General features: G+C 43.5%; 17 protein-coding genes. 5 read left to right on the forward strand and 12 right to left on the reverse strand.

What is annotated here, in order from left to right; all coding sequences use genetic code 11:
- Nucleotides 1–17: 17 nt before the first annotated feature.
- Both MTR11_RS03735 and MTR11_RS03740 read right to left on the reverse strand, forming a co-directional pair.
- Complete coding sequence (locus MTR11_RS03735) at nt 18–1,565, reverse strand: alanine/glycine:cation symporter family protein (protein WP_012842106.1); 1,548 nt, start codon at nt 1,563–1,565, stop codon at nt 18–20.
- Between the two features lie 307 nt (nt 1,566–1,872).
- Nucleotides 1,873–3,129 (reverse strand): D-amino acid dehydrogenase, encoded by a 1,257-nt coding sequence (locus MTR11_RS03740; protein WP_170892538.1) that lies wholly within the window; start codon nt 3,127–3,129, stop codon nt 1,873–1,875.
- A gap of 106 nt (nt 3,130–3,235) precedes the next feature.
- On the opposite strand from MTR11_RS03740, the gene MTR11_RS03745 reads away from it, so the two are divergent.
- Nucleotides 3,236–4,153, forward strand: coding sequence for a LysR substrate-binding domain-containing protein (locus tag MTR11_RS03745; protein ID WP_243327032.1), 918 nt, complete (start codon nt 3,236–3,238; stop codon nt 4,151–4,153).
- A 63-nt stretch (nt 4,154–4,216) separates the two neighbouring features.
- Here the strand turns inward: MTR11_RS03745 and MTR11_RS03750 are convergent, their stop codons facing one another.
- On the reverse strand, nt 4,217–5,962 hold the full coding sequence (locus MTR11_RS03750; protein WP_243327033.1) for an amidohydrolase: 1,746 nt from the start codon (nt 5,960–5,962) through the stop codon (nt 4,217–4,219).
- Between the two features lie 289 nt (nt 5,963–6,251).
- Here MTR11_RS03750 and MTR11_RS03755 point away from each other — a divergent pair, with 289 nt between their 5' ends.
- The 3 genes from MTR11_RS03755 to MTR11_RS03765 all read left to right on the forward strand — a co-directional run bounded on the left by MTR11_RS03755 (nt 6,252) and on the right by MTR11_RS03765 (nt 9,889).
- Entirely contained in the window at nt 6,252–7,520 is a 1,269-nt protein-coding gene (locus MTR11_RS03755) for an O-acetylhomoserine aminocarboxypropyltransferase/cysteine synthase family protein (protein ID WP_047010179.1), read from the forward strand.
- Between the two features lie 207 nt (nt 7,521–7,727).
- Entirely contained in the window at nt 7,728–9,059 is a 1,332-nt protein-coding gene (locus tag MTR11_RS03760; RefSeq protein ID WP_243327034.1) for an aspartate aminotransferase family protein, read from the forward strand.
- Entirely contained in the window at nt 9,050–9,889 is an 840-nt protein-coding gene (locus MTR11_RS03765) for a 3-keto-5-aminohexanoate cleavage protein (RefSeq protein ID WP_243327035.1), read from the forward strand. The genes MTR11_RS03760 and MTR11_RS03765 overlap by 10 nt, the downstream gene beginning before the upstream one ends.
- 79 nt (nt 9,890–9,968) lie before the next feature.
- On the opposite strand, the gene MTR11_RS03770 is transcribed toward MTR11_RS03765, so the two are convergent.
- The 4 genes from MTR11_RS03770 to MTR11_RS03785 form a co-directional block, all read right to left on the reverse strand.
- Complete coding sequence (locus MTR11_RS03770; RefSeq protein WP_243327354.1) at nt 9,969–11,336, reverse strand: Na+/H+ antiporter NhaC family protein; 1,368 nt, start codon at nt 11,334–11,336, stop codon at nt 9,969–9,971.
- A gap of 180 nt (nt 11,337–11,516) precedes the next feature.
- Complete coding sequence (locus MTR11_RS03775) at nt 11,517–12,104, reverse strand: DedA family protein (protein ID WP_005391489.1); 588 nt, start codon at nt 12,102–12,104, stop codon at nt 11,517–11,519.
- 204 nt (nt 12,105–12,308) lie between these two features.
- Complete coding sequence (locus tag MTR11_RS03780) at nt 12,309–13,844, reverse strand: bifunctional GNAT family N-acetyltransferase/carbon-nitrogen hydrolase family protein (protein ID WP_005391488.1); 1,536 nt, start codon at nt 13,842–13,844, stop codon at nt 12,309–12,311.
- 120 nt (nt 13,845–13,964) lie between these two features.
- Nucleotides 13,965–14,846 carry a LysR family transcriptional regulator gene (locus MTR11_RS03785; RefSeq protein WP_243327036.1) on the reverse strand — a complete coding sequence of 294 codons (882 nt, stop codon included), beginning with the start codon at nt 14,844–14,846 and terminating at the stop codon, nt 13,965–13,967.
- Between the two features lie 424 nt (nt 14,847–15,270).
- Here MTR11_RS03785 and MTR11_RS03790 point away from each other — a divergent pair, with 424 nt between their 5' ends.
- Entirely contained in the window at nt 15,271–15,834 is a 564-nt protein-coding gene (locus MTR11_RS03790) for a porin family protein (RefSeq protein WP_005391484.1), read from the forward strand.
- 121 nt (nt 15,835–15,955) lie between these two features.
- Here the strand turns inward: MTR11_RS03790 and MTR11_RS03795 are convergent, their stop codons facing one another.
- The 5 genes from MTR11_RS03795 to MTR11_RS03815 form a co-directional block, all read right to left on the reverse strand.
- Nucleotides 15,956–17,095 (reverse strand): lipase family protein, encoded by a 1,140-nt coding sequence (locus MTR11_RS03795; protein WP_243327037.1) that lies wholly within the window; start codon nt 17,093–17,095, stop codon nt 15,956–15,958.
- A 3-nt stretch (nt 17,096–17,098) separates the two neighbouring features.
- On the reverse strand, nt 17,099–17,650 hold the full coding sequence (locus MTR11_RS03800; RefSeq protein WP_225462117.1) for a DUF6795 domain-containing protein: 552 nt from the start codon (nt 17,648–17,650) through the stop codon (nt 17,099–17,101).
- Between the two features lie 1,029 nt (nt 17,651–18,679).
- A complete protein-coding gene (locus MTR11_RS03805) occupies nt 18,680–19,162 on the reverse strand; it encodes a helix-turn-helix transcriptional regulator (protein ID WP_045604471.1) in 483 nt (160 codons plus the stop codon).
- Nucleotides 19,147–20,508 carry a type II toxin-antitoxin system HipA family toxin gene (locus MTR11_RS03810; RefSeq protein WP_062851242.1) on the reverse strand — a complete coding sequence of 454 codons (1,362 nt, stop codon included), beginning with the start codon at nt 20,506–20,508 and terminating at the stop codon, nt 19,147–19,149. The genes MTR11_RS03805 and MTR11_RS03810 overlap by 16 nt, the downstream gene beginning before the upstream one ends.
- 457 nt (nt 20,509–20,965) lie before the next feature.
- Nucleotides 20,966–21,748, reverse strand: a complete 783-nt coding sequence (locus tag MTR11_RS03815; protein WP_243327038.1) for a metallophosphoesterase — start codon at nt 21,746–21,748, stop codon at nt 20,966–20,968.
- Nucleotides 21,749–21,780 lie beyond the last annotated feature (32 nt).

Below are 21,780 nucleotides of genomic sequence, written 5' to 3' on the forward strand. Positions count from 1 at the left end.
TTGTTTATGCGTTAAGGCTATGTTGATGGTTGTTCAACAGTTTCTGTAGTACTGTTGTCTGCCGTTGGTGCCTTACCCGTTTTACGCTTGTACTTATCTTCCCAGTAATCTGCGCCTTTAATGCCTAGCGCTACAGGGTTGAATGTAAAGTCGGTCACACCACGTTTTTGTTGTTCTTCGTAATCGTTCAATGCTTTGAGAGCTGGTTTCGACATAAAGAAGATGATCAAAATACCGACGATGTTAAGCCATGCCATTAGACCTACACCTACATCACCCATCGCCCAGGCTAAGTTGGCGGTTTTCACGGTTCCGTAGAACACGGATGAAATAATGATGACTTTCAGAATAAACATCAGCCCATTTACTTTGAATGTACGACGAATGTAAGCAATGTTCGTTTCTGCAATGTAGTAGTAAGCCAGAATGGTCGTAAACGCAAAGAAGAAGAGTGCGATTGCGATGAATGGCTTACCCACGCCAGGTAGTGCACTTTCGATCGCCATTTGCGTAAATACAGGACCATTCGCACCAATATCAGCTGGTAGGTTTTGAATTAGGAACGTACCTTCAACTGCACCATTTACGTTGTACGCGCCAGTGATAAGAATCATAAACGCGGTTGCTGAACACACAAGTAGTGTATCGATGTAAATAGAGAAAGATTGAACAAGACCTTGCTGAGCTGGGTGATCAACACTCGCTGCAGCTGCAGCGTGAGGACCTGTACCTTGACCTGCTTCGTTGGAGTAAACGCCACGTTTTACACCCCAACCGATTGCCGCACCAACACCTGCCATTGGTGTGAACGCGTCACCAATGATCATGCCGAAAATACGTGGAACCTCACCAATGTTTAGAAGGATGATGACAAATGCAGTGATGATGTAAGCCAGCGCCATAAATGGCACAACGATTTGAGTAAAGTTCGCAATACGTTTTACGCCACCGAAGATGATGAAGGCCAGAATGACACAGACAACCGTACCAGTGAAAATTTTAGCAAAACTGAAGGTACCAATAGCGGTTTCAATCATGTCACCTGAGCCAAATGCTGCTTCTACTGCGTTACCGATGCTGTTCGATTGAACGCCAGGAAGTAGAACACCACATGCAAAGATGGTCGCGATAGCGAAGATCCAAGCGTACCACTTTTGTCCCATTGCTTTTTCAATGTAGTAAGCAGGACCACCACGGAATTCACCTTCGTCTTCTTCTTTATAGATTTGCGCAAGTGTCGACTCTGCGTATGCGGTTGCCGCGCCAAAAAAGGCAACGACCCACATCCAGAATACGGCGCCTGGGCCACCGAAACCGATAGCGGCAGCAACACCAGCAATGTTACCTGTACCTACACGGCCAGATAGTGAAACGGCAAGTGCCTGAAATGACGATATCCCTTTTGTTGAACTCTTCCCTGAAAGTAATAAGCGCCACATCTCAAAGAAGTGACGAATTTGTACAAAACGCGTCATGATTGAATAGAACAAACCTGCGCCAAGGCACAGATAGATCAGTACCGGGCTCCAAATAATTCCATTCAGAAAATCAACTAATGACTGCATGAGTATTTTCCCTGTTAGTTGTGTTTGTGGTTGTTTTTCACACAATACATTACCCTTTATGTAATGCAATTGTTAACTTTTTTGGCTATAAATCCTTTGTAGCGTGATGGTGAACACAGAATAGAGAGTGATTGTTAAAATTTAGTTCTTGTTGCTTATTTGCTCCTTTGGGGTAGAAGATTTGTCTGGTGATTAAATATGCAGCACATTGTCATTAAAATGTGCTGCATATTTGATGAGTTGAAAATGCCAAATATTATGCATTTTGTGGAGTAAAGGCCTGTTTGTTTTTTATGCAGATATGCCCTTATGCATAACGGCAAAGGTTAAGCTCTGTGTCATCCATCACTTTCGCTTTTTCACCAACCATAATGCTCGCTAGCAAGTGGCCAGAACCACAAGCCATAGTCCAACCCAGAGTGCCGTGTCCGGTGTTAGTAAAAAGGTTATCGTATTTGGTCGCGCCGATAATCGGTGTGCCATCAGGCGTCATTGGTCTAAAGCCACTCCAAAACTCGGCTTGGCTAAAGTCGCCGCAGCGAGGGAAAAGATCACGGATGACCATTTCGATGGTATTTTTTCGTTTTTGCGGAAGGGAGGCATCAAACCCTGCTAATTCTGCGGTGCCCGCTACGCGAATTCTGTCATCAAACCGAGTCATGGCGACTTTATAGGTTTCATCCATCACAGTAGAGCGAGGAGAGAAGTGCTCATCTTCCATTGGGATGGTGAGCGAATAGCCTTTTACTGGATAGACAGGAATCTCAATGTCGAGTTGCTTGAGTAGCGCTGTAGAATAGCTGCCAGAGGCAACCACATATTGGTCCGCTTTAAACTGTCCTCGATTCGTTTGGACACCTATGATCTTTTTGCCTACTGTAACCCAATTGCTTACTTCGGTGTCGAACTCGAACCTCACGCCATGGGCCTTAGCGAGCTCTGTTAGTTGTTGGCAAAACTGATAGCAATCGCCTGTTTCGTCATCTGGCAGATGCAAGCCACCAACCAGTTTATCTTTCACAAGATCCAGTCCAGGTTCTTGTTCAATGCAGCGTTCTACGTCCATCAACTCAAACCGAGTCCCGCTTTGCTCTAGAAGCTGCATATCCTTTTCAATGGCTTGCAGCTGTTGAGGCGTTCGAAATACTTGCAAGGTGCCGAACTGGCGACCTTGATATTCAATGGCATGTTCTTGACGTAATTGTTCCAGACACATACGACTGTGGTTAGCTATCGAAAGCATGCGAGCTTTGTTGACTTGGTAGCGAGACAGGGTGCAGTTGGCCACCATCTTACTTGCCCAACTGATCATATCGGCATTGAGGGTTGGTTTGATTTTGAGTGGAGCATGCTCTTCCATTAACCACTTTATGGCTTTAACAGGAACACCAGGCGCAGCCCAAGGCGAAGAATAGCCGTACGAGATCTGCCCAGCATTGGCGAAACTTGTTTCCATTGCACTGCTTGGTTGACGGTCAATAACCGTAACTTGATAGCCTGCTTGAGATAAATACCAAGCAGAGGTTAAGCCGATGACGCCGCTGCCTAATACGATGACTTCCATTGATGTACTCCACACATTTATCTGAGTGGTTAGTTTCTTTTCTTTACCTTTTGTTAACAATCGATATAAATTACATACAGCGTTTAGAAAAACTATAGGCTCAAGGATGAGAAGTAATTTAATAAGTGGCTTGTGTCTGTTTAGCCAAGTCGCGGAACACAGCAGCTTTACTGGCGCGGCTAAGTTTTTGCACCTCACTACGGGAGCCGTGAGCCAACAAATTATTCATTTGGAAGCGTTATTAGGTTTTACTTTATTTGAACGCCATTCCCGCGGTATTCGTTTAACCGCTAAAGGCACTCAGTTACACCAAGCGACGCAGTTTCACTTTTCCGAGCTGAGCAAACTGCTTGATGAGCTCAAAGTAGAAAAGCACACCAATGAGATTCGCTTAAAATTAACGCCTTCTTTTGCTTTTAAATGGTTAGTCCCAAAGCTGGAAAGTTTTCATCACGAGAACCCGGATATCCAAGTGCAAATCTTCGCGGAAGGGGCGTTAGTGAATAGTGAGATAAAAGACTATGACGTCGCGATAGACTATGGTCTTCACCCTTACCGAAATGCTAACGCGGAGTTGATTTTGGATGAGCAACTGCTGCCCGTAATGAGTCCGAAGTACCTTGAGGATCATGGTTGGCTAAAAGTGCCTTTTGATGAACAAGAATCCTTAATGTCAGTGAAGAAATGGCAGGAGGCGACGCTACTACACGATGCGATGCCATGGGAAAAAGCGACGCGTGACTATGAGTGGCTATATTGGGCGTCAGCAATGGGATTAGACTTTAAAACCGATGTTGGACACTTTTTTAATCGAACGGATATGGCGATGTCTGCGGCGGAAGCAGGAGTTGGGATTGCGATGGCACGAATGGCACTGATTGAGGATGAATTGACGACAGAGCGTTTAGTTTCTCCCTTTCCGCCGGTTCCTGCCAATGCAGGATACTACTTGATCATGAACACACGAAGCCAGTCCACAAACAAGTTTCGTACTTGGTTATTACAGCAAGTGGCGAGCAAATAGATAAAGTGCTTGGTGAGTCAGATAGAAAACACCGCCTCGATAACGGCGGTGTTTTATTTTGGATTACTGTCGTTGATAAACCGATTCGCCTCGGCTGATAGTTTCTTCCACGTTGAGATCTTTTAGCGCCTTAGGTTCAATCTTCATCGGGTTGTTATCGAGGATGATTAAATCCGCATTCTTACCCACCTCGATAGAACCTTTATACGACTCCTCAAAGTGTTGGTAAGCAGGCCAAATGGTCATGGCTTGCAGCGCGGTGTACGTGTCAACGCGCTGATCTGGCCCCAGTACTTTATCGGTTCTGGTGGTGCGATTGACGGTCGCATCCAATACTCGGAATGAACTTGGCAGCGCCACAGGTGCGTCATGGTGTGTACTGAATTTTAACCCCGCCTTTCTCACCGCTTGAGTTGGTGAAATGAAATCGGCACGAGGATGGCCGAGTACCGAGTCCACATGCCAGTCACCCCAATAGAAAGTATGCATTGGGAATAGAGAAGGGAAGATGCCTTGCGCAGCTAAGCGATCTACTTGGTCTTGGCGCATGGTTTGGCCGTGAATGAGTACAGGTCGGCGGTCTTGCTTTCCTAGCTTTTCATTTGCTTTGGTTACCGCATTGATAAATTGCTCGATCGCAGCGTCACCATTGGCATGCGTCAGCACTTGCCATTCATTTTTAAAGGCCGTTTCTACGTAATCGTAAGCTTGTTGATCTTCAAAGGTTGGGTAGCCAGCGTAGTCTTTATCTTGTCCATGTGGCGGGTGGAAGTAAGGCTGACTTAGCCATGCCGTTTTACCTTGTGGAGAGCCATCAAAGTTCAGCTTTACGCCACCGATGCGGAAATGGTTTTTGTACTCTGGCGTGTTGTATTCCGAGTCCATAAAATCACTGCTCGATACCATATCGGCGTAAGCAACCAAGTCGATCATTAGCTTGTCGTTTTTCGACGCGCGTTTCATCGCTTCATAACCTTCTGATGTTGCTCGTCCTTCTTGAGCCGTGGTATAGCCATATTTCGCGTACATACCTTGCGAGGCTTCTAACATGCGATCTTGAAGTTCAGAATCAATCAACTTATTGAGGTTGAACAGCATTGCAAAGTGCGCGTTTTCTTCTAGGACACCATTTGGTTCTTGGCTATTTTCCATTCGGCGGATAATGCCACCTTTTGGATCTTCCGATTCTGATGTGATGCCTGCTAGCTTTAACGCTTTACTGTTCGCGACACTCAAATGCCCCGAAGTGTGGATGATTAATACAGGCTTATCTGTGCTGACTTTATCGAGATCCGCTTTGGTAGGGTAGTAATCCAGTTGGGCGTCGTCGTAACCAAAACCTAAAATCCATCCGGTTTTCTCAATGAATAGGCGTTGCGTATTATTGTTCTCGGCATTTTTCAGAGTTTCTATGATTTTCGCAACGGTATCGGCTTCGCCATCAGGAGATGGCAGCACGTTTGCGACCATGGCTTGCAGACCAACACCATACACATGACTGTGCGGATCAACAAAGCCAGGCAACATAGTTTTGCCTTTTAAGTCGACCAACTGTGTTTTACCGAACTTGTGTTCCATCGCTCCATCTTTGCTGCCGACATAAATGATTTTCTCGCCTAATGTCGCGACGGCTTCGGCGTACTCTGGCTTATCGCTAGCCATGGTTAGGATTTCGCCACCATAATAAATTTTGTCTGCGGCGGTTACTTTGAGTGGCTCGGCGACGGCTTCTACTTCTTTCGCTTCTTCAGAAAAACACCCCGTTAAAGCAAGCCCAGATAGGGCAATGGGGATCCAGTTTTTGTTCATCGGTCATCTCCATACAGAGTAAGTTTTTTGCCTATTGCTCCCATCTCAATGAGTTTGAGAACTCAATAGGTCAAATTCACTTTAGTTCATATTGAAGGAGGATTATCAACAAGATTAAAGACTTTCAATCAAGCGCAAGTTATACCTATCGATGAATATCAAAAATGTTACCTTTTCCCATTTCATAAACGTTTCTGGACTTGGGCAATGTGACCCATAACGAGGTTCTGTGGTTAAAAAGTCGGCATGATAAGTCCACGATTTATCTCGATGACGCTCAAGGAAGAACATGAAAGACGAAACGCTATCCATCCATTTTGGTTACGAAACTGACCCTACCACTAAATCTGTCGCGACACCGATTTATCAAACGGTCGCGTACGAGTTTGATAACGCGCAGCACGGCGCTGATCTGTTTAACTTGGAAGTGCCGGGTAATATCTACACTCGCATCATGAATCCGACTAACGATGTTCTGGAAAAACGCATGGCGGCGTTAGAAGGCGGCATTGCCGGGTTGGTCGTGAGTGCGGGGAGTGCAGCGATTAACTATGCGATTCTGACCTTAGCGCAAGCGGGCGATAACATCGTTTCTACGCCGCAACTTTATGGTGGTACTTACACCTTGTTTGCGCACATGCTGCCAAATCAAGGTATTCAGGTGAAGTTTGCTAAAGATGACAAGCCAGAAAGCTTGGCCGAGTTAATTGATGAAAATACCAAAGCGGTGTACTGCGAGAGCATTGGTAACCCAGCCGGTAATATCATTGATTTAGAACGCGTAGCGGAGCTTGCTCACGCACAAGGCGTACCTGTGATTGTGGATAACACCGTCGCGACGCCAGTGCTGTGCAAACCCATCGAGTTCGGTGCGGATATCGTCGTTCACTCTCTCACTAAATACGTTGGTGGGCATGGCACCACATTGGGTGGCGTGATTGTGGATTCCGGTAAATTCCCTTGGGCGCAGCACAAAGACCGCTTTCCCGTTTTCAACCAACCAGAACCTTCTTACCACGGCGTGGTGTATACCGAAGCGTTTGGTGAGGCGGCATTTATCGGGCGTGCGCGTACCGTACCATTGCGTAATACCGGATCGGCATTATCACCGATGAATGCATTTATGCTTATGCAAGGGCTAGAAACGTTACCGCTGCGTATGGAGCGCCATACCGAGAACACTCTCAAAGTGGCTGAGTTCTTGGAACAGAATGACAAAGTCAGTTGGGTGAGTTATGCCGGATTGCCAAGTTCTGATCACTTCCATCTCGCCGAAAAATACATGAAAGGTAAGCCTTCTGCGATTTTGTCGTTTGGTTTAAAAGACGGCTATGACGCAGGTGTGCGCTTTTATGACGCTCTGAAAATCTTTAAGCGTTTGGTGAACATTGGCGATGCAAAATCATTGGCTTGCCATCCAGCATCGACGACTCATCGTCAGTTGAGCGAAGCAGAACAAAAACAAGCTGGTGTGTCACCAGAGATGATTCGTTTATCTGTAGGTATTGAGCATATTGACGATATTCTAGCCGATTTAGAACAGGCACTAAACGCGTAAACGATTCTGTTTTTAGCTTTTGGTTACCCATAGGCCAGCCTTTAAAAAAGCTGGCCTGTTTTTGTTTTATTGTTTAAATATCAAAGGCTTTAGTGTTTTTGGGTTGTGGTATTCCAAAAGCTCATGGTGGGTGAAATTTATTCCCTTGTCGCGTTTGGGTTTGTTCCTGATGATGTGTGCAAATCTTACACATTGGAAGGGACTCAAATGTCTTACGTATTTTACCGTCATTGCCATGCCACGCTGCCAATCATCGATAAAGGTGAAGGTGTTTATCTATTCGATAAGCATGGAAAGCAGTATCTCGATGCTTGTGGTGGCGCTGCGGTATCAAACCTTGGCCATAGTCATCAAGCCGTTAAAAAAGCCATGTTGGAACAGCTCGAGAGAGTGCCGTTTGCTCATACTGGATTTTTTACTAGTGACAGCAGTGAGCGACTAGCGGAATTGATTTGTCAGCAAATGCCTGAGCAGTTCAACCATGTGTATTTAGTCAGTGGCGGATCAGAAGCGGTGGAGTCGGCACTAAAAATGGCGCGGCAGTATTTTGTGGAATCAGGTAAGCCAGAGAAAAAGCAATTCATCGCGCGTCAGCAAAGTTATCACGGCAATACGTTGGGAGCTCTGGCGGTCGGTGGTAATGAATGGCGACGTGAACCGTTCAAACCCATCTTGCATCCGAGTCATCACATTGCCCCTTGCTATGCTTATCGTTATCAGCAGAGTCATGAGTCGGAATTGGATTACTCATTGCGAGCGGCGAATGAACTAGAGGCAAAAATTCTTGAGCTGGGGGCTGAGAATGTAATGGCTTTTGTCGCCGAGCCTATTGTGGGAGCCACCGCTGGCGCTGTGCCTGCGACTCAAGGTTACTTCAAACGTATTCGCGAAATATGCGACCAATACGATGTGTTATTGATCTTGGATGAAGTCATGTGTGGCGTTGGACGCAGTGGCAGTTTTTTTGCGTTTGAGCAGGAAGAGGCAGAACCCGATCTGGTGTGTATGGCTAAAGGGCTTGGTGCGGGTTATCAACCTATTGGTGCGGTGGTGGCGAATGATCGAGTCTACCAAGCTATTGCTGATGGAAGCGGTTTTTTCCAACATGGTCATACTTTTATGGCGCACCCTGTGGCGTGCGCTGCCGCCGTGGCAACCATTGAAACCATCTTCCAAGATGACTTATTAACGGCGGTGAATCGGCAAAGTGTTTTGCTGCGTAATGAGCTTACTTCTGCATTGGCCCATTTACCGTACATTGGCGACATTCGTGGTAAAGGCTTGTTTTTTGGCATTGAGCTGGTGGCGGATAAAGAAAGCAAGTCGCCTCTGAGTAAAGCCACATTGGCAGACAAACGCATCAAACAGCGAGCAATGGAAAATGGCTTAATGTGCTACCCAATGGGTGGGACGATTGATGGCGTTAATGGGCACCATATTTTGCTCGCACCACCATTCATTATTCAGTCTCATCATATTGATGAACTAATCGGTAAACTCTCACTGACGTTAAAAGAGGTGGCGGAGACATGGAAGTAGCAAACCAATATTTGCGAGAACCTATCGCCATTATCGTGGCCCCAAACGGTGCTAGAAAAACTAAACACGATCACGCCAACTTACCCATGACAAAAGACGAACTGGTTGCAGAGGCTATCGCTTGTCAAACAGCAGGGGCTGCCATGATCCATTTGCATGCTAGGGACGCTAACGGACGTCATTCACTAGACATCGACGACAACATGGCAATTTACCATGTCGTGAAAGAAGCGGTGGGAGAAAACATGATGGTTCAGCTCACCACAGAGGCGGTGGGTTTATATTCTCCGGCACAACAGAGGGCGTTAGTTAAAGCTGTGAAACCAGAAGCGGCTTCTTTCGCATTGAGGGAGTTAATCCCCGATCGCGCAAGTGAGAAAGAAGGGCATGCCTTTTTCCATTGGGTGGCTAAAAACAACATCGTGAGCCAAATTATTCTCTACGATGCAACCGACATTGAACGTTATTTTCAACTGCGTGATGCAGGTGTGTTACCTAAAGTGCATCAGCATGCATTAGTGGTGTTAGGGCGTTATCACCAAGCTCAACAGTCTTCGCCATGGGATTTACGAGGCTTGAATTTGGCGCGTTTTGTCGAGGAAGAAATTCGATGTGCCATTTGTGCTTTTGGCGCGCGAGAGCAAGATTGTTTAGCGAGTGCGATGTTACTTGGATTCGATGTGAGAGTTGGGTTTGAAAATAACCACTTCGATGTGGCAGGCGAATTTGCAATCAGTAACGCGGCTCAGGTGGAAGCTCTACGCGATGTGGCGCATTGCTTCGCGATTCCTTTACGCAGTGCGCAAAGTTTGCGTTCAGTTTTAAAGTGAATTTGTTCGCGGTAAGGAAAATAAAGAAGAAAGTAAAAAGGCTCCATCGGAGCCTTTTCGGTATTTTCGGTATTTGTCGTTAGTTTTCGGTTTGCACTGCGGGTTGGCGTGCTGGGTGTTTGATAAACACCGCAACAACAGCAGCTATCGCTAATGCAAAGCAGTAGTAAGAATTAGCAACCACTTCAATTGGCGATAGGTTGAATACGGAACCTAGCAGCAACACTTGAGCGCCGTAAGGCAACACGCCTTGCACCACGCATGAGAAAATGTCTAACAAGCTTGCTGAGCGGCGAGGAGAGACATTATTCTCTTCCGCCAGTTGGCGAGCAACGCTGCCCGATACAATGATGGCTACGGTGTTGTTTGCCGTACAGCCATTGACCATCGACACCAAGCCTGCGATACCTAGCTCACTCGCGCGGCTGTTGGCATGCTTAGAGTGGCTAGAGCCAAACGCGTGGATAAGGCTGCTAACGAAATTGGTTAGGAAAGCAAGGCCGCCTTGACGACGCATCAGTTCACTCAAACCACCAATTAGCATGGACAACAAGAAGATCTCTTGCATGTTACCAAAGCCTTTATAAACGTCTTGGGCTAGATTAGTCAGTCCGTAATTGTCAATCGATGCCAAGCTCACGCCGCCAGCCAAAAGGATACCAATCGACAGAACCACAAACACATTCACACCAGATACCGCTAGGATCAAAATAGTGATGTACGGCAAGACTTTTAGCCACTCAATATCGCCAGTTGCAGGCACTTGAGTCGCTGTACTGTTGAAAGCGAACACTGCAATCGCGATCAACGCCGCAGGCAAAGCAATACGAATGTTCTCTTTAAACTTGTCTTTCATCTCACAACCTTGAGAGCGTGTCGCCGTGATCGTGGTGTCAGAGATGATAGAAAGGTTGTCACCAAACATAGCGCCGCTCAGCACAACGCCTGCGGTTAACGGTAAGCTCATCCCGGCTGATTCAGCAATGCCTAACGCTACGGGTGCAACGGCTGCGATGGTACCCATCGAAGTGCCCATTGCTGTTGCGATAAAAGCAGAAATCAGAAAAATGCCCGGTAAAATCATACTGGTTGGAATTGCGGATAAACCAAGGTTCACCGTTGCATCAACACCGCCAGAGGCTTTTGCTACAGCAGCAAAGGCACCAGCAAGCAGATAGATCATACACATTGCGATGATGTCTGGGTGGCCAACACCACGCATGAAGTGTTCGATTGAGCGGTTAAGTTTCTCTTTACTTAAAAGAAACGCAATGATGATGGCTGGTAATACCGCGATGGGTGCAGGCAGCTGGTAGAAGGCAAATTCAACGCCTTGCAAAGATAAGTAAGTGCCTACGCCAATAAACAGCGCAAGGAATACAATCAATGGGATCAGTGCGACCGCAGAAGGTGCAACTGTTTTAGTTGTTTGTTGGGAACCGGACATGTAAACGACAATGTTAATAATAAGAGAGAAGAGCAGACTAATATCACATTTACGCATTGTCAACGTCTAGACGTCTAAATGGCTGTTTAAATTTTGCACGTAAAGAAAAAGATAAAAGCTCGTATTACGCATCTCACTGATACCACGAGCTTTAGTTATGCGCTAATGAAGAGACTGTCGTTATTGCATTGATTTGGCTTTTTTGCGTTTAACAATACCTAAAACCATCCACGTAAATAAGACAGCAGCAAATGCCCATACCAGATATTTGTATTCGGTGTACAGGTTGCTCAACACGCTTAAATGTTCAAATGCAAAGTGAGTTAACAAGCTGAATACCAATACCCAAACCGTTGCCGCGAGGGCGTTACCGAGCAAAAACTCTCTACGTGGCATTTTCGCGATACCGCATGCAAGAGGCATAAATTGCTTCATTCCTTCAATAAAGCGACTGACGACCAAGCACGTAGGGCCGTATTTCTGGATAGTCAGTTGAAGTGTTTGCATCTTCGGGCCAGAGATATAGCCTTTTTTATCCAACCAGCCTTCAAAGTAATAACCGATTAGGTAACCACAGGTATTCCCAAAAAAGCAGCTTAGCCACGATACCATCATAACCATACTTAGGTTCATGACTTGTTCTGAAGAGAGCAAAGATGCCGCGATCATCAGCGATTGACCAGGCATCGGTACACCTATCCCTTCTAGAAATATACTGACAATCAGCGCCAAGTAGCCGTATTGCTCGAGCAAAGGCTTCATTGACATGAGAAGTTCGTTAATGTGTTCCAAAAGCTTTCCCCTAATAAAAGCGGAACGAAGTTGGAGTGATACTCCGAATGTCCTACTGGGTCAATTCTTGTTTCTCACCGCTGAGAAAAACTGACATGCCTCTGATTATTGTGCGGAATAAATCTGCTGCTTGTTTTATTCGCCGCCACGCTCCCGTGTGGCGGCGAATAAGGCACACCATTATGACTCTTTAGCTTTAGTAAATGCGCCATACAAATCAAGACGTCGGTGACGTAAGTTGGTTACTGAACCCTCGGTATTAAGTTGCTTCAACTTAGTCAAATCAACATCGGCGAAGATCATCATTTCGGTGTTGGCGCTTGCTTCTGTCAAGGTTGCATCGTGAGGGAAGTAGATATCCGACGGTGAGAATACGGCAGATTGCGCGTACTGGATGTCCACGTTATCAACACGAGGTAAGTTACCAACACTGCCACCAATTGCAACATAGCATTCGTTTTCAATGGCACGAGATTGGGAACAAATTCGTACTCGTTGATAGCCATTTTTTGTGTCCGTCCAGAAAGGAACGAATACAATTTGTGCGCCTTGTTCTGCTAACATTCTTCCCAATTCAGGGAATTCGCTGTCATAACAAATCAGTATGCCGACTTTGCCCGCATCGGTTTCGAACACTTGAACATTGTCACCACCGTCGATCACCCAGTCTCTTTGTTCATGAGGCGTGATGTGGATTTTATATTGAGCGTTAATTTCACCATCTCGTTGCAGCAAGTAGGCCACATTATACAGTTTGCCATCTTCGATAACGGGCATACTGCCTGCAATAATGTTGATGTTGTAGGTGACCGCCATCTGCGAGAAACGGTTTTTGATCTCTTCTGTAAAGCTAGCCAAAAAGCGGATTGCTTCAACGGAATTTTTGTCGTTTTGCAAGCCCATCAGCGGTGCGTTAAAGAACTCAGGGAATAGGGCGAAATCGGCTTTATAGTTCGCAAGAGAAGAGATGAAGAACTCAGCCTGATCGAGCAAATCCTCTAGGTCATTCATCGCGCGCATTTGCCACTGGACGACACCAATCCGAATCAGTGTTTTTTCTACATCGTGTACGGATTGAATATCCTCTTCGTAGAAAAAGTTATCCCACTCCAGCAGTGTCGCGTAACCTTTAGAAGCGCTATCCTCTGGTAAGTAGCCGCGCATGATTCGTTTTACATCGAAGTCGTTAGCAAGCTGAAAAGACAAAATAGGGTCATGAAGCTCACGGCGTTTTACTTTGTCGATGTACTCTGCAACGCTCAGTTCATCTGCGTATTGGTGGTAATTAGGAATGCGACCACCGGCTAAAATGGCTTTGAAGTTCTTACTGCGGCAAAGCTCTTTACGCGCATCATATAAACGGCGACCTAAACGTAGCCCTCGATAGTCTGGGTGGACAAATACATCGAGACCATACATTGCATCACCGGTTACTTGATTCTGTATGACGTTGTTTTCGGTAATGATGTCGGTATACAGGTGAGGAAGAGAAAAGCGGTTGTAGTCCACTTTAATGGTTAATGCTGCACCGACTATTTTGCCGTTATCCTCAATACAGATTTGGCCATCAGGAAACTGATGAATGAGATCCATAATAGTTAGCCGTGGCCATGAGCCGCCAACATCAGGAAACACTAAGTCCATTAGTTCTGCAAGCTCAGGGTAATCCGTTGGCTCAATGGTACGTAATGAGAGTTTGGGCGAATTGCTGTCCATATCTTTCAATCCATTTATCCTTTTGAAACAGTGTTAATGAGAATGCCACAATTTGGAGCAGACAGATACTGAAGTCTTTGAGTTGTTTTGGGTTACCAAAAGCATTTCAAGAAAACAATATTAGCTTAGTTTGCTCTTCAACCATTCGTAAAACGCCGCCACTTTCTTAGCCGATAGGCGATAATTTGGGAGCATCACGTAATAACCATAACCACTCTGTAAAGATAGGTTGAGAATACGTTGGATATCCCCTCTTAAAATAGAATTCTGCGCCATAAAATCAGGAAGTAAGGCGAGTCCTTTTCCCATTTTGACGGCTTCGTAAGCTAGGTAAAAATGTTCAAAGCCTACAGAGTGATAGCTAACGGTTGATTCTACTGCATGTGCAGCCTTAAATTGCTCCCACAACTGAGGACGAGTGATTTGAGGTATCAACGGATAGTCGCTAACAGCGTGCACATTCTTGAGTGCAGGAGCGTTAGTACAACCGACCAATAGTAGTATTTCTTCGCATAGTAAGTGGCTGTATTCATAATGCGTGGACAATGGAAGGCAACGAATATGCAGGTCGCTTTCACCGCTTGAACCTTTGACGTTCCCATCTCCGGTACAGATTCTTACACGGATATTGGGATGTCGCTGGTGGAAGTCATCAATATGAGGTACCAACCAAAGGCTAGCGAAAGAAGGAGTAACATCCACGGTGAGCAATTCTTGCTTTGAATCTGATTGGATTAAGTTGGCGGTTGCATTCTGAATAAGTTCTAGTGCTTCTGTGACTTGCGGTAGGTAGCGTTGTCCTTCCTCTGTTAACTCAATACCATTCGAGCCTCTTTGTATTAAAGGTAAACCCACTAGTTGTTCAAGCGCGGCAATTTGTTTGCTTACTGCGCTTTGTGTAATGCATAGGGCATCCGCCGCTTTAGAGAAGCTGAGGTAATTTGCAACCGCGACAAACGTCCTTAATGCTCGGATAGAAGGGTACTCACTGCCTTTTAACATACTTCAGTCCCATGGAGATAGCCTCTTCACAGAGTAGGAGATTTACCTATTGAAGCAAAGAGAGAAAAAGCCGATGTGTGATTACCTTCCTTACTCGTTCATAAAGAATCCAGACCAAAAATTAAGAATCCTAAATATAATGGGTATGTAAATAATTGATGATTGGGGTTTGTTTATTGATTTCTCCTATCTTTTGAAAAAACTACAAATAAAATAGAATGTTTTACATCATTAGTATTTACAGAAATCTAATATTGTTTTCTCAAGGTAAATAAAACGGTATAACTTTTAGTTTTGTTGTTCTAATTTCAAAATAATGTCAATTTTTTATAAAGTAGAAAGTCTTTTTCATTAAATTAAAATTGGCATTGCATTTGCCTTGTATAATTCGAACTTTCAATGACACTTATATTAGGAGAACGAAATGAAAAGCAATGTTGTTACTTTGATTGGCCTTTTTTCTTTAGCAACGTTTAGTACTTTATCTCACGCAGCGGACTCCAAAGATCATGGTGTTTATGTCGGCGCCAATTATGGTTACTTAAAAGTTGATGGACAAGATGACTTTGATGATGACAGTGATGCTATTCAAGGTTTGGTTGGTTACCGTTTTAACCCTTACTTAGCGTTAGAGGGCGGTTACATTGATTTTGGTAGCTATGGTAATAACTTAGCAAATGCCGAAACAGACGGTTACACCGCAGCACTAAAAGTTACAGCCCCTATTGCTGATCGTGTCGATCTTTACGCAAAAGGCGGTCAAATGTGGTACTCGACGGATTACAACGTTGCGGGCTTCCAAGGCAACAAAGATGACGAAGGTGTATTCGCTGGTGCCGGTGTTGGTTTTAAAGTTACTGATAACTTCTTAGTTAACGCAGAATATATGTGGTATGACGTAGAACTGAATGCTGAGAACGTAGCGAATGGTGCAAACACAAAAACTGATTTTAACCAAGCATCGCTAGGTGTGGAATATAGATTTTAATATTGTTAACAACTCTAAGCCCTAATAAAAAGCGAAGCCTAAATAGCTTCGCTTTTTTTGAGCTCAATCTAGTTGAGGCTAATAGAGCTGTTTTTAGAATAATTGTTAGTGTCTTTTACTGTCACTCTACTATATTTAGAGCATTTCTAACATGACTGTCTAACCTTCTTACTAGTCTCGAAAAACAAAGTTTTATCACTCTATAAGTAATACTCGATAGGTCGATCGCTGCGCTACCTGACATTACATTCATGTGACCTAAAATACCGCGGACGTGTTCTGTATACTCGTTTTTTAGTTTTGAAATGTATGCCATAGCTTTAGCTAGTTGATCCCAAGCAGTAAGGCCTACGGTTGCTATTTGTTGTATTATATGACCCAGACCTGAAATTCTTAGTAAGGTCAAAATTGAAGAGACTATTTTACTTACCCAACCATCAGTCATTCGAGCATTATATCTATTGTTGAAGTCAAGAAATACGTTGCGTTCTAGGTAAGTTTGAGATTTGGGTTGTAGTGCCGACCACTCATTACTTGTAGCGGTATTGACATAACCCGGAACAGATTTTTTTCCTAGTCCATGAGCGCAGAAGTAGATGCCAGAACTTCCATCTAGCCGATACTCAATACCACCGTGAGTAAATGGCCAAAGAGGAGACATCGGAACTGGATCTGCACCATGAGTGCAGCGATATGAAGAATCTAACTCCCTTCTTGAGTATGGTTTAAAGCCAACTTTTGGTGCGCCAAAAGTATATAGGTGTACGCTATAGCCGTACTGACTCTTCACCCAATCTGCCGCTAATGAAGCAAGAGCACCACCTAAACTATGACCTACACAGTGTACTGCCTTCGGTGCTTTCATGTTCTTTTTCGAATAACCAGCGATGTATGCTGCAAGTTGTGGCTTTATCGTATTGAAGAGATTTACAAAACCTGCATGTACCCTGTAACCGGATGAGGTACCTGATATCCCAATGTTTCCATCGGTCATAATGTCGCCGATGTTTGCTTGAGTGCCTCGGAAGGAAAATACTAAAGTATCGGCAAACTCGCCCTTACCTCGACCTATCGCTACAAAATCTGATGTCATTCCACCAAATCCCATAAAGCCACTTGTCGTTCCTTTTTTGACATCATTCCTTAGATCAAATGTAAAAAACTTTGCTATATAACCACTAACGTTACGAACATTAGTTGCGAATACAGAATAAGGGATTTCTGCGATTCTAGATGATAGCTTTGGTGAGAGTGATTGCATTCTTTAATTTCCATATAAGTCAGAGTCAATATATCCAAATAAATCACATTGACTATTTACGTAGTAGTCATCGTTTTCGTCATCATCAATTGAAAAGGCAAAGTACTTAAGAGGGTTTGCTGCATCACAGACTAGATTAGCCATATTGTTTTTTACGTAATCCTCTATTTCATAGCCATCGAACGAACCTTCCCAAATAATAACGCTTTCATCAATATCTAGTTCTGTGGTTAAAACAATAGTTACATAATGTTCAATAAGCGGGATCTTAACGCTCTCTTTGTTCTCATACACAGGAGAAAATTCAAACCGACCACTGCTGTCAGTAAATGTTGATAAGTCTATTGATTTTCCTGAAGCGCTTAAACCAATACTAAGACTAACCTTTTGGTTATTAATCGGCTTCCCTTTTTTTGTTAGCACACCATTGATTTGTGGTGTGTATTGGTTAACTTTATCGCTATTCAATATACTCTCTCCAAAACTCATATTAATGCTCAACAATATGATTGTAATAAATCCAACTAAGTAATTTTTCACATCGATTTTTTTCATTTTAAAAATCTATAAATGTATATGTATTGTGTGTTTTTACAATATTTAATGTTAACTATGTGATTCGTACTGCATTGTCCTTGTAACTTGTGAATTTGAAAATTACATTTTTAGATTTATGTTTATCTACTTGACCGATTTTTATTAGCATTAATAAAGTTTAAATCTGGAACACTCAGTCTTCGCTAATCTTAGGTAGTTATATTATATTGGATTTTTGAGGCTTTCATCAGGTAATGTGGAAGCAAAATAAACGAGAGCTATCGAATGGTAAAGATATCTATAAATACTAGGTTTCAGACAATGAAATCATATTGAAAATAGTTAATTAGTCGCTTGGTCAAGAGGTGTTTTTATTAATTTACATCGTAATGCTAGATTGACTTGATAATTTATGTTTCCGCCAATTGTGATAACCAAGAACAAAAGAAAAGGCTTATTAAGTATCTTTTGATGGTTAGTGATAAACCCAAATTGTTCAACTTTAACTCATCATAATTCTATAACTTAGATTTAGCACTCGTAGTTGTTGATACCCCAAAAACTTAGAACACTTTAAATCGAAGAGCATATAGTACACACTTTTTGGCCTTGAATGAGTTCTTCTGAACTTCCATGTGCTTTTGGTTGTGTATTTATGAGCGTATCGTCTGTTACCTAATACTCAACGAGTTTTTAAATCGGCGTACGTTCAGAGTTATGCAGCAATGCTCGTGAAAAGTTATCAGGTAGCATGAGTGCGTGAGACAAGAAGACAATGTGGAAAGTGGATTGTTGATACAAAAAAGGCCACCCGAAGGTGGCCTTTTCCAAACGTTTGGTGGAGCTGGCGGGAGTTGAAATGGTTTCTCATTTTTCATTAATTCAGTAACTTATAACGACGTTGCCAATATGGTGTTGCATCAAATGTTACATCAATTTCCTGCTTCAAAAGGAACTGAACCCGCATCCATGTATTCCTAAATTATTTAAAAATTCTAGCTTGTTATAGCAATTTGATCTAAAGCAATAGCGCTGATACTGAGTATTTTACCCAGCCTCACCATCTATTAGTAGCGATTTTAACACATCGGGAGAAGACGGTAGCATTCCGACTTTTAAGCCAAATGGTTTGAATACCTTGTTGAGAATCTCTGTATTGTAGCTGCCCCGATCATTCTCTATATCTGAGAGTGTTTTTCTTGAGACATCGACAAGTCTTGCGAACACATCCTGTTTGAGTCCCAGTATATTAATGCGTAAACTTTTCAACGCTTGGCCTTGTGTTAGCTCTCCAAGCAATAAGTGTTTGATGATTTTGTTTGCCTCGGTTTTGCGTTCTGCTGCACTTACTGCTTTGGCGTTTTTTGAGGTTTTCGATCTAGTCGGAGTATTAAGTTGCGATCGTTCTTTGGTTGAATGAGTTGTGTTCGTCCCAGTCTTGGGCTGATGTTGATTTCGGTTTGCTCTTAGACGAGCAACTGTATCTTGTACGGACTCTTTATTGCTTGGCTTATTCATAGTAGCCCCCATTTAGTGAGCTTTTCTGATATATGATTAAGTCCAACGGCTGGCATCTCTAAGATTTGTTCTGGTACTCCTCGTAATGCTAGTCTCTGCTTTAAATCAATGCATTTACTTGCAGTAACCTCTAGCTCTTGTAATAACACTTCTTTTGGCACGAGATCAGATAAGGTGTCCGCTATTCCTACGAAGTCGTAAGTTCCGCCAACCTCTAGTGGGGCTTTCCATTTTGTTGTTCTTGGAATGCCTTCAGGATCAGCTTTCATTGGTGCGAAGTCGTAAACGGGAGCAAGCTTTATGACTCCATCACCTTTTAAGAATGAAGTGTTTCTGCCATGGTTATCACTATTACCAAACAAGATGTTGAGTAGATCTCTCTTCACCCATTCAATGACGAAAGCTTGGGTATCAAACCTATACCCTTGGTGTTTAACCATATTGCTTTCAGTAATTTTTTCTATGAGAGTTCGGATTGTTGTTTCGTGATCAAGAGTGACCCCAGCGCCTTTGTTCAAAATGGAATACACAGATTCCATGCCAAATCTCTCTATTTGTTGCTCAATAATTTGAACATCAAATCGAGGAAGCCACAAGGAAGGGTAGTTTAATCCTTCCTCCAAGCGCATACCGTCGGTGGAGATCGTTTCAACTCCCATTTCAGTTAGCTCGTGGTAGAAGTAGAACTCAGCTCTTAGAATATTACAGTCGATGGTGCTTCTTGAGCCTCTAGGGTACTTTACTAAGTAATGTAAGTCGTGGTTGCTATTGTCATCTTGGTATGGGTCAATCCATATTTTTTCGCTGCCAGATCCATGATCGAAACCACATCGGAGGATCAGTTTTGGCGCTTCACCTCCAGCCCCTGTTGCACCACCTGCGGCTGCCCCTCTTTGCTGTGCATAGTCGAGGAAATCACCTGCTCGATTTTTAACATCATCAACAGAGAAGTAGAGGTTGTCTGCTACTTCGTAGCGCTCAGGAAGAGAGTCTTTTATTCTTAAGTTACCAATAGGCGACATTGTGCCAAACTTGAGCAAAACATAGTCTTGTTCATCAGAACTAAGGTCTTCAATATCTAGGTGTTTGACCCAGTATCGTCTACTAGCGCCACTAGGCATAATATCGTCTAGAAACTTTAACCATCCAGGTTTACCCATGTCATCAAAAAAGAATGAGACAGGGTGGTTTAGTGAAACAGCGTGAAAGTCATCTTTATCGTGATGTTCTAGCGCATAGTCGCTGAGGTAGTTGAGTTCAGTCACTCGGAAATTATGTTGGCTACTTTTAGGGAATGAGATGATACCAATATCTATCCATTCACCTCTGATAAAAGCTTGTACGGTTAGTTCTTCCATCGACAACACCTCTACTTATCAATGAGTAAAACTTTACTCTTAAAGTCATTTTTTTTCAAGTTATGAGTAAAAATTTACTCATTAATGTGTGGCGAGGCTCTTTATGAGTAAATGATTACGCATGGCTTGTAAGTCAAAATTGTTGATGAGCAGAATGGATTATTTTAGCTATGAAAGCTGCTATAGGGAGTGGGGCGTTAATTGTTTGTTCAGTTATGCAGGTTGTCCATAATAAATGAACAGTTGCCTTAAATGAACAAAGTGAATGAGGAGATTAAGAATGGCTGCTACATACAAAAATACAGTTAATACACTTTAATGCGCGTAAAAGTGTTGTTTGCTGTGCAGATAGATGATGAACCTGTACATAATTCCTAGGGTCTTATTCACAAGGTGAGCAATGAGCGAAGTGAGAAAGCCCTAGGGGACTTTCAGATGCCGAAGTGTTGGCTAGCTCTTATAGGTAATAAGCTTTATTAGTAAGTAATCCACTGGTTAAGCGGACAGGACCCTTGGGGTTAGAAATGAATGTGGTACTACCGTCAGCGATCACTTTCTCTACAGCATCATGTTGATGCCCTGCAACCCAATACCTAGCTCTTGAGATCAACTCATTACTCAACCCTGCATGATAATACGGAGCATAATCGCTGCTGGCATTTTGCTCGAAAGCAAAAGCTTCTTTAGAGGGAAGGTGGTGAGATATTGCTAGATCAACTTTCTCTGGAAAGTTGTTAATGAATGCTTTGTGCTGCTCTTCAATCATAGAGCTGCCAATAAACTTAGTGTCGTTCATCAACTCAGAATATGCATTTACAAGCTCGACCGAATAGGTGTGAATGGGAAACCAAAGGGTTCCACCGAAGATAGTGTATCCGTCCAACTCAATCGACTCATTATTCAAAAAGAACAGGTTTTCAGTGGTATCGCTATGAGCCTTAAGCTTTGCTAATACTGAACTCTTAGAAACGTTGAGAGAACCTGAGTTAGTACTAGATTCGCACTCACTTGTATATCGGTAGGATTTACTCGTATTGCTATACCATTCATGGTTTCCTGCAATCATGATGACCGCCTTAAAGTGGCGGCAAAGTACATTCTTTACGTATGCTATGCCTGATAGACCGTTTGCCGTGTCACCAGCAACGACCAACGTGGCTTCTTTATCGAAGTCATGCCAAAAATCGCGGCGTATTCCGTGAATATCTAGGTGTAGGTCAGAAACAACGTAAAACTTCAAACTATCATGGCCTTAAGATTGATTGACTACTC

This window comes from Vibrio sp. CCB-PB317 (genome assembly GCF_022808245.1).
GTDB lineage: Bacteria > Pseudomonadota > Gammaproteobacteria > Enterobacterales > Vibrionaceae > Vibrio > Vibrio diabolicus.

What these genes read in the sequence shown, in the direction of transcription:
- MTR11_RS03775 (WP_005391489.1), bottom strand. Translation starts at nt 12,104, where the DNA reads ATGTCAATGAAGCCTTTGCTCGAGCAATACGGCTACTTGGCGCTGATT.
- MTR11_RS03765 (WP_243327035.1), top strand. Translation starts at nt 9,050, where the DNA reads ATGGAAGTAGCAAACCAATATTTGCGAGAACCTATCGCCATTATCGTG.
- MTR11_RS03760 (WP_243327034.1), top strand. Translation starts at nt 7,728, where the DNA reads ATGTCTTACGTATTTTACCGTCATTGCCATGCCACGCTGCCAATCATC.
- MTR11_RS03750 (WP_243327033.1), bottom strand. Translation starts at nt 5,962, where the DNA reads ATGAACAAAAACTGGATCCCCATTGCCCTATCTGGGCTTGCTTTAACG.
- MTR11_RS03780 (WP_005391488.1), bottom strand. Translation starts at nt 13,844, where the DNA reads ATGGACAGCAATTCGCCCAAACTCTCATTACGTACCATTGAGCCAACG.
- MTR11_RS03755 (WP_047010179.1), top strand. Translation starts at nt 6,252, where the DNA reads ATGAAAGACGAAACGCTATCCATCCATTTTGGTTACGAAACTGACCCT.
- MTR11_RS03805 (WP_045604471.1), bottom strand. Translation starts at nt 19,162, where the DNA reads ATGGGGGCTACTATGAATAAGCCAAGCAATAAAGAGTCCGTACAAGAT.
- MTR11_RS03795 (WP_243327037.1), bottom strand. Translation starts at nt 17,095, where the DNA reads ATGCAATCACTCTCACCAAAGCTATCATCTAGAATCGCAGAAATCCCT.
- MTR11_RS03790 (WP_005391484.1), top strand. Translation starts at nt 15,271, where the DNA reads ATGAAAAGCAATGTTGTTACTTTGATTGGCCTTTTTTCTTTAGCAACG.
- MTR11_RS03800 (WP_225462117.1), bottom strand. Translation starts at nt 17,650, where the DNA reads ATGAAAAAAATCGATGTGAAAAATTACTTAGTTGGATTTATTACAATC.
- MTR11_RS03810 (WP_062851242.1), bottom strand. Translation starts at nt 20,508, where the DNA reads ATGGAAGAACTAACCGTACAAGCTTTTATCAGAGGTGAATGGATAGAT.
- MTR11_RS03745 (WP_243327032.1), top strand. Translation starts at nt 3,236, where the DNA reads ATGAGAAGTAATTTAATAAGTGGCTTGTGTCTGTTTAGCCAAGTCGCG.
- MTR11_RS03740 (WP_170892538.1), bottom strand. Translation starts at nt 3,129, where the DNA reads ATGGAAGTCATCGTATTAGGCAGCGGCGTCATCGGCTTAACCTCTGCT.
- MTR11_RS03770 (WP_243327354.1), bottom strand. Translation starts at nt 11,336, where the DNA reads ATGTCCGGTTCCCAACAAACAACTAAAACAGTTGCACCTTCTGCGGTC.
- MTR11_RS03735 (WP_012842106.1), bottom strand. Translation starts at nt 1,565, where the DNA reads ATGCAGTCATTAGTTGATTTTCTGAATGGAATTATTTGGAGCCCGGTA.
- MTR11_RS03785 (WP_243327036.1), bottom strand. Translation starts at nt 14,846, where the DNA reads ATGTTAAAAGGCAGTGAGTACCCTTCTATCCGAGCATTAAGGACGTTT.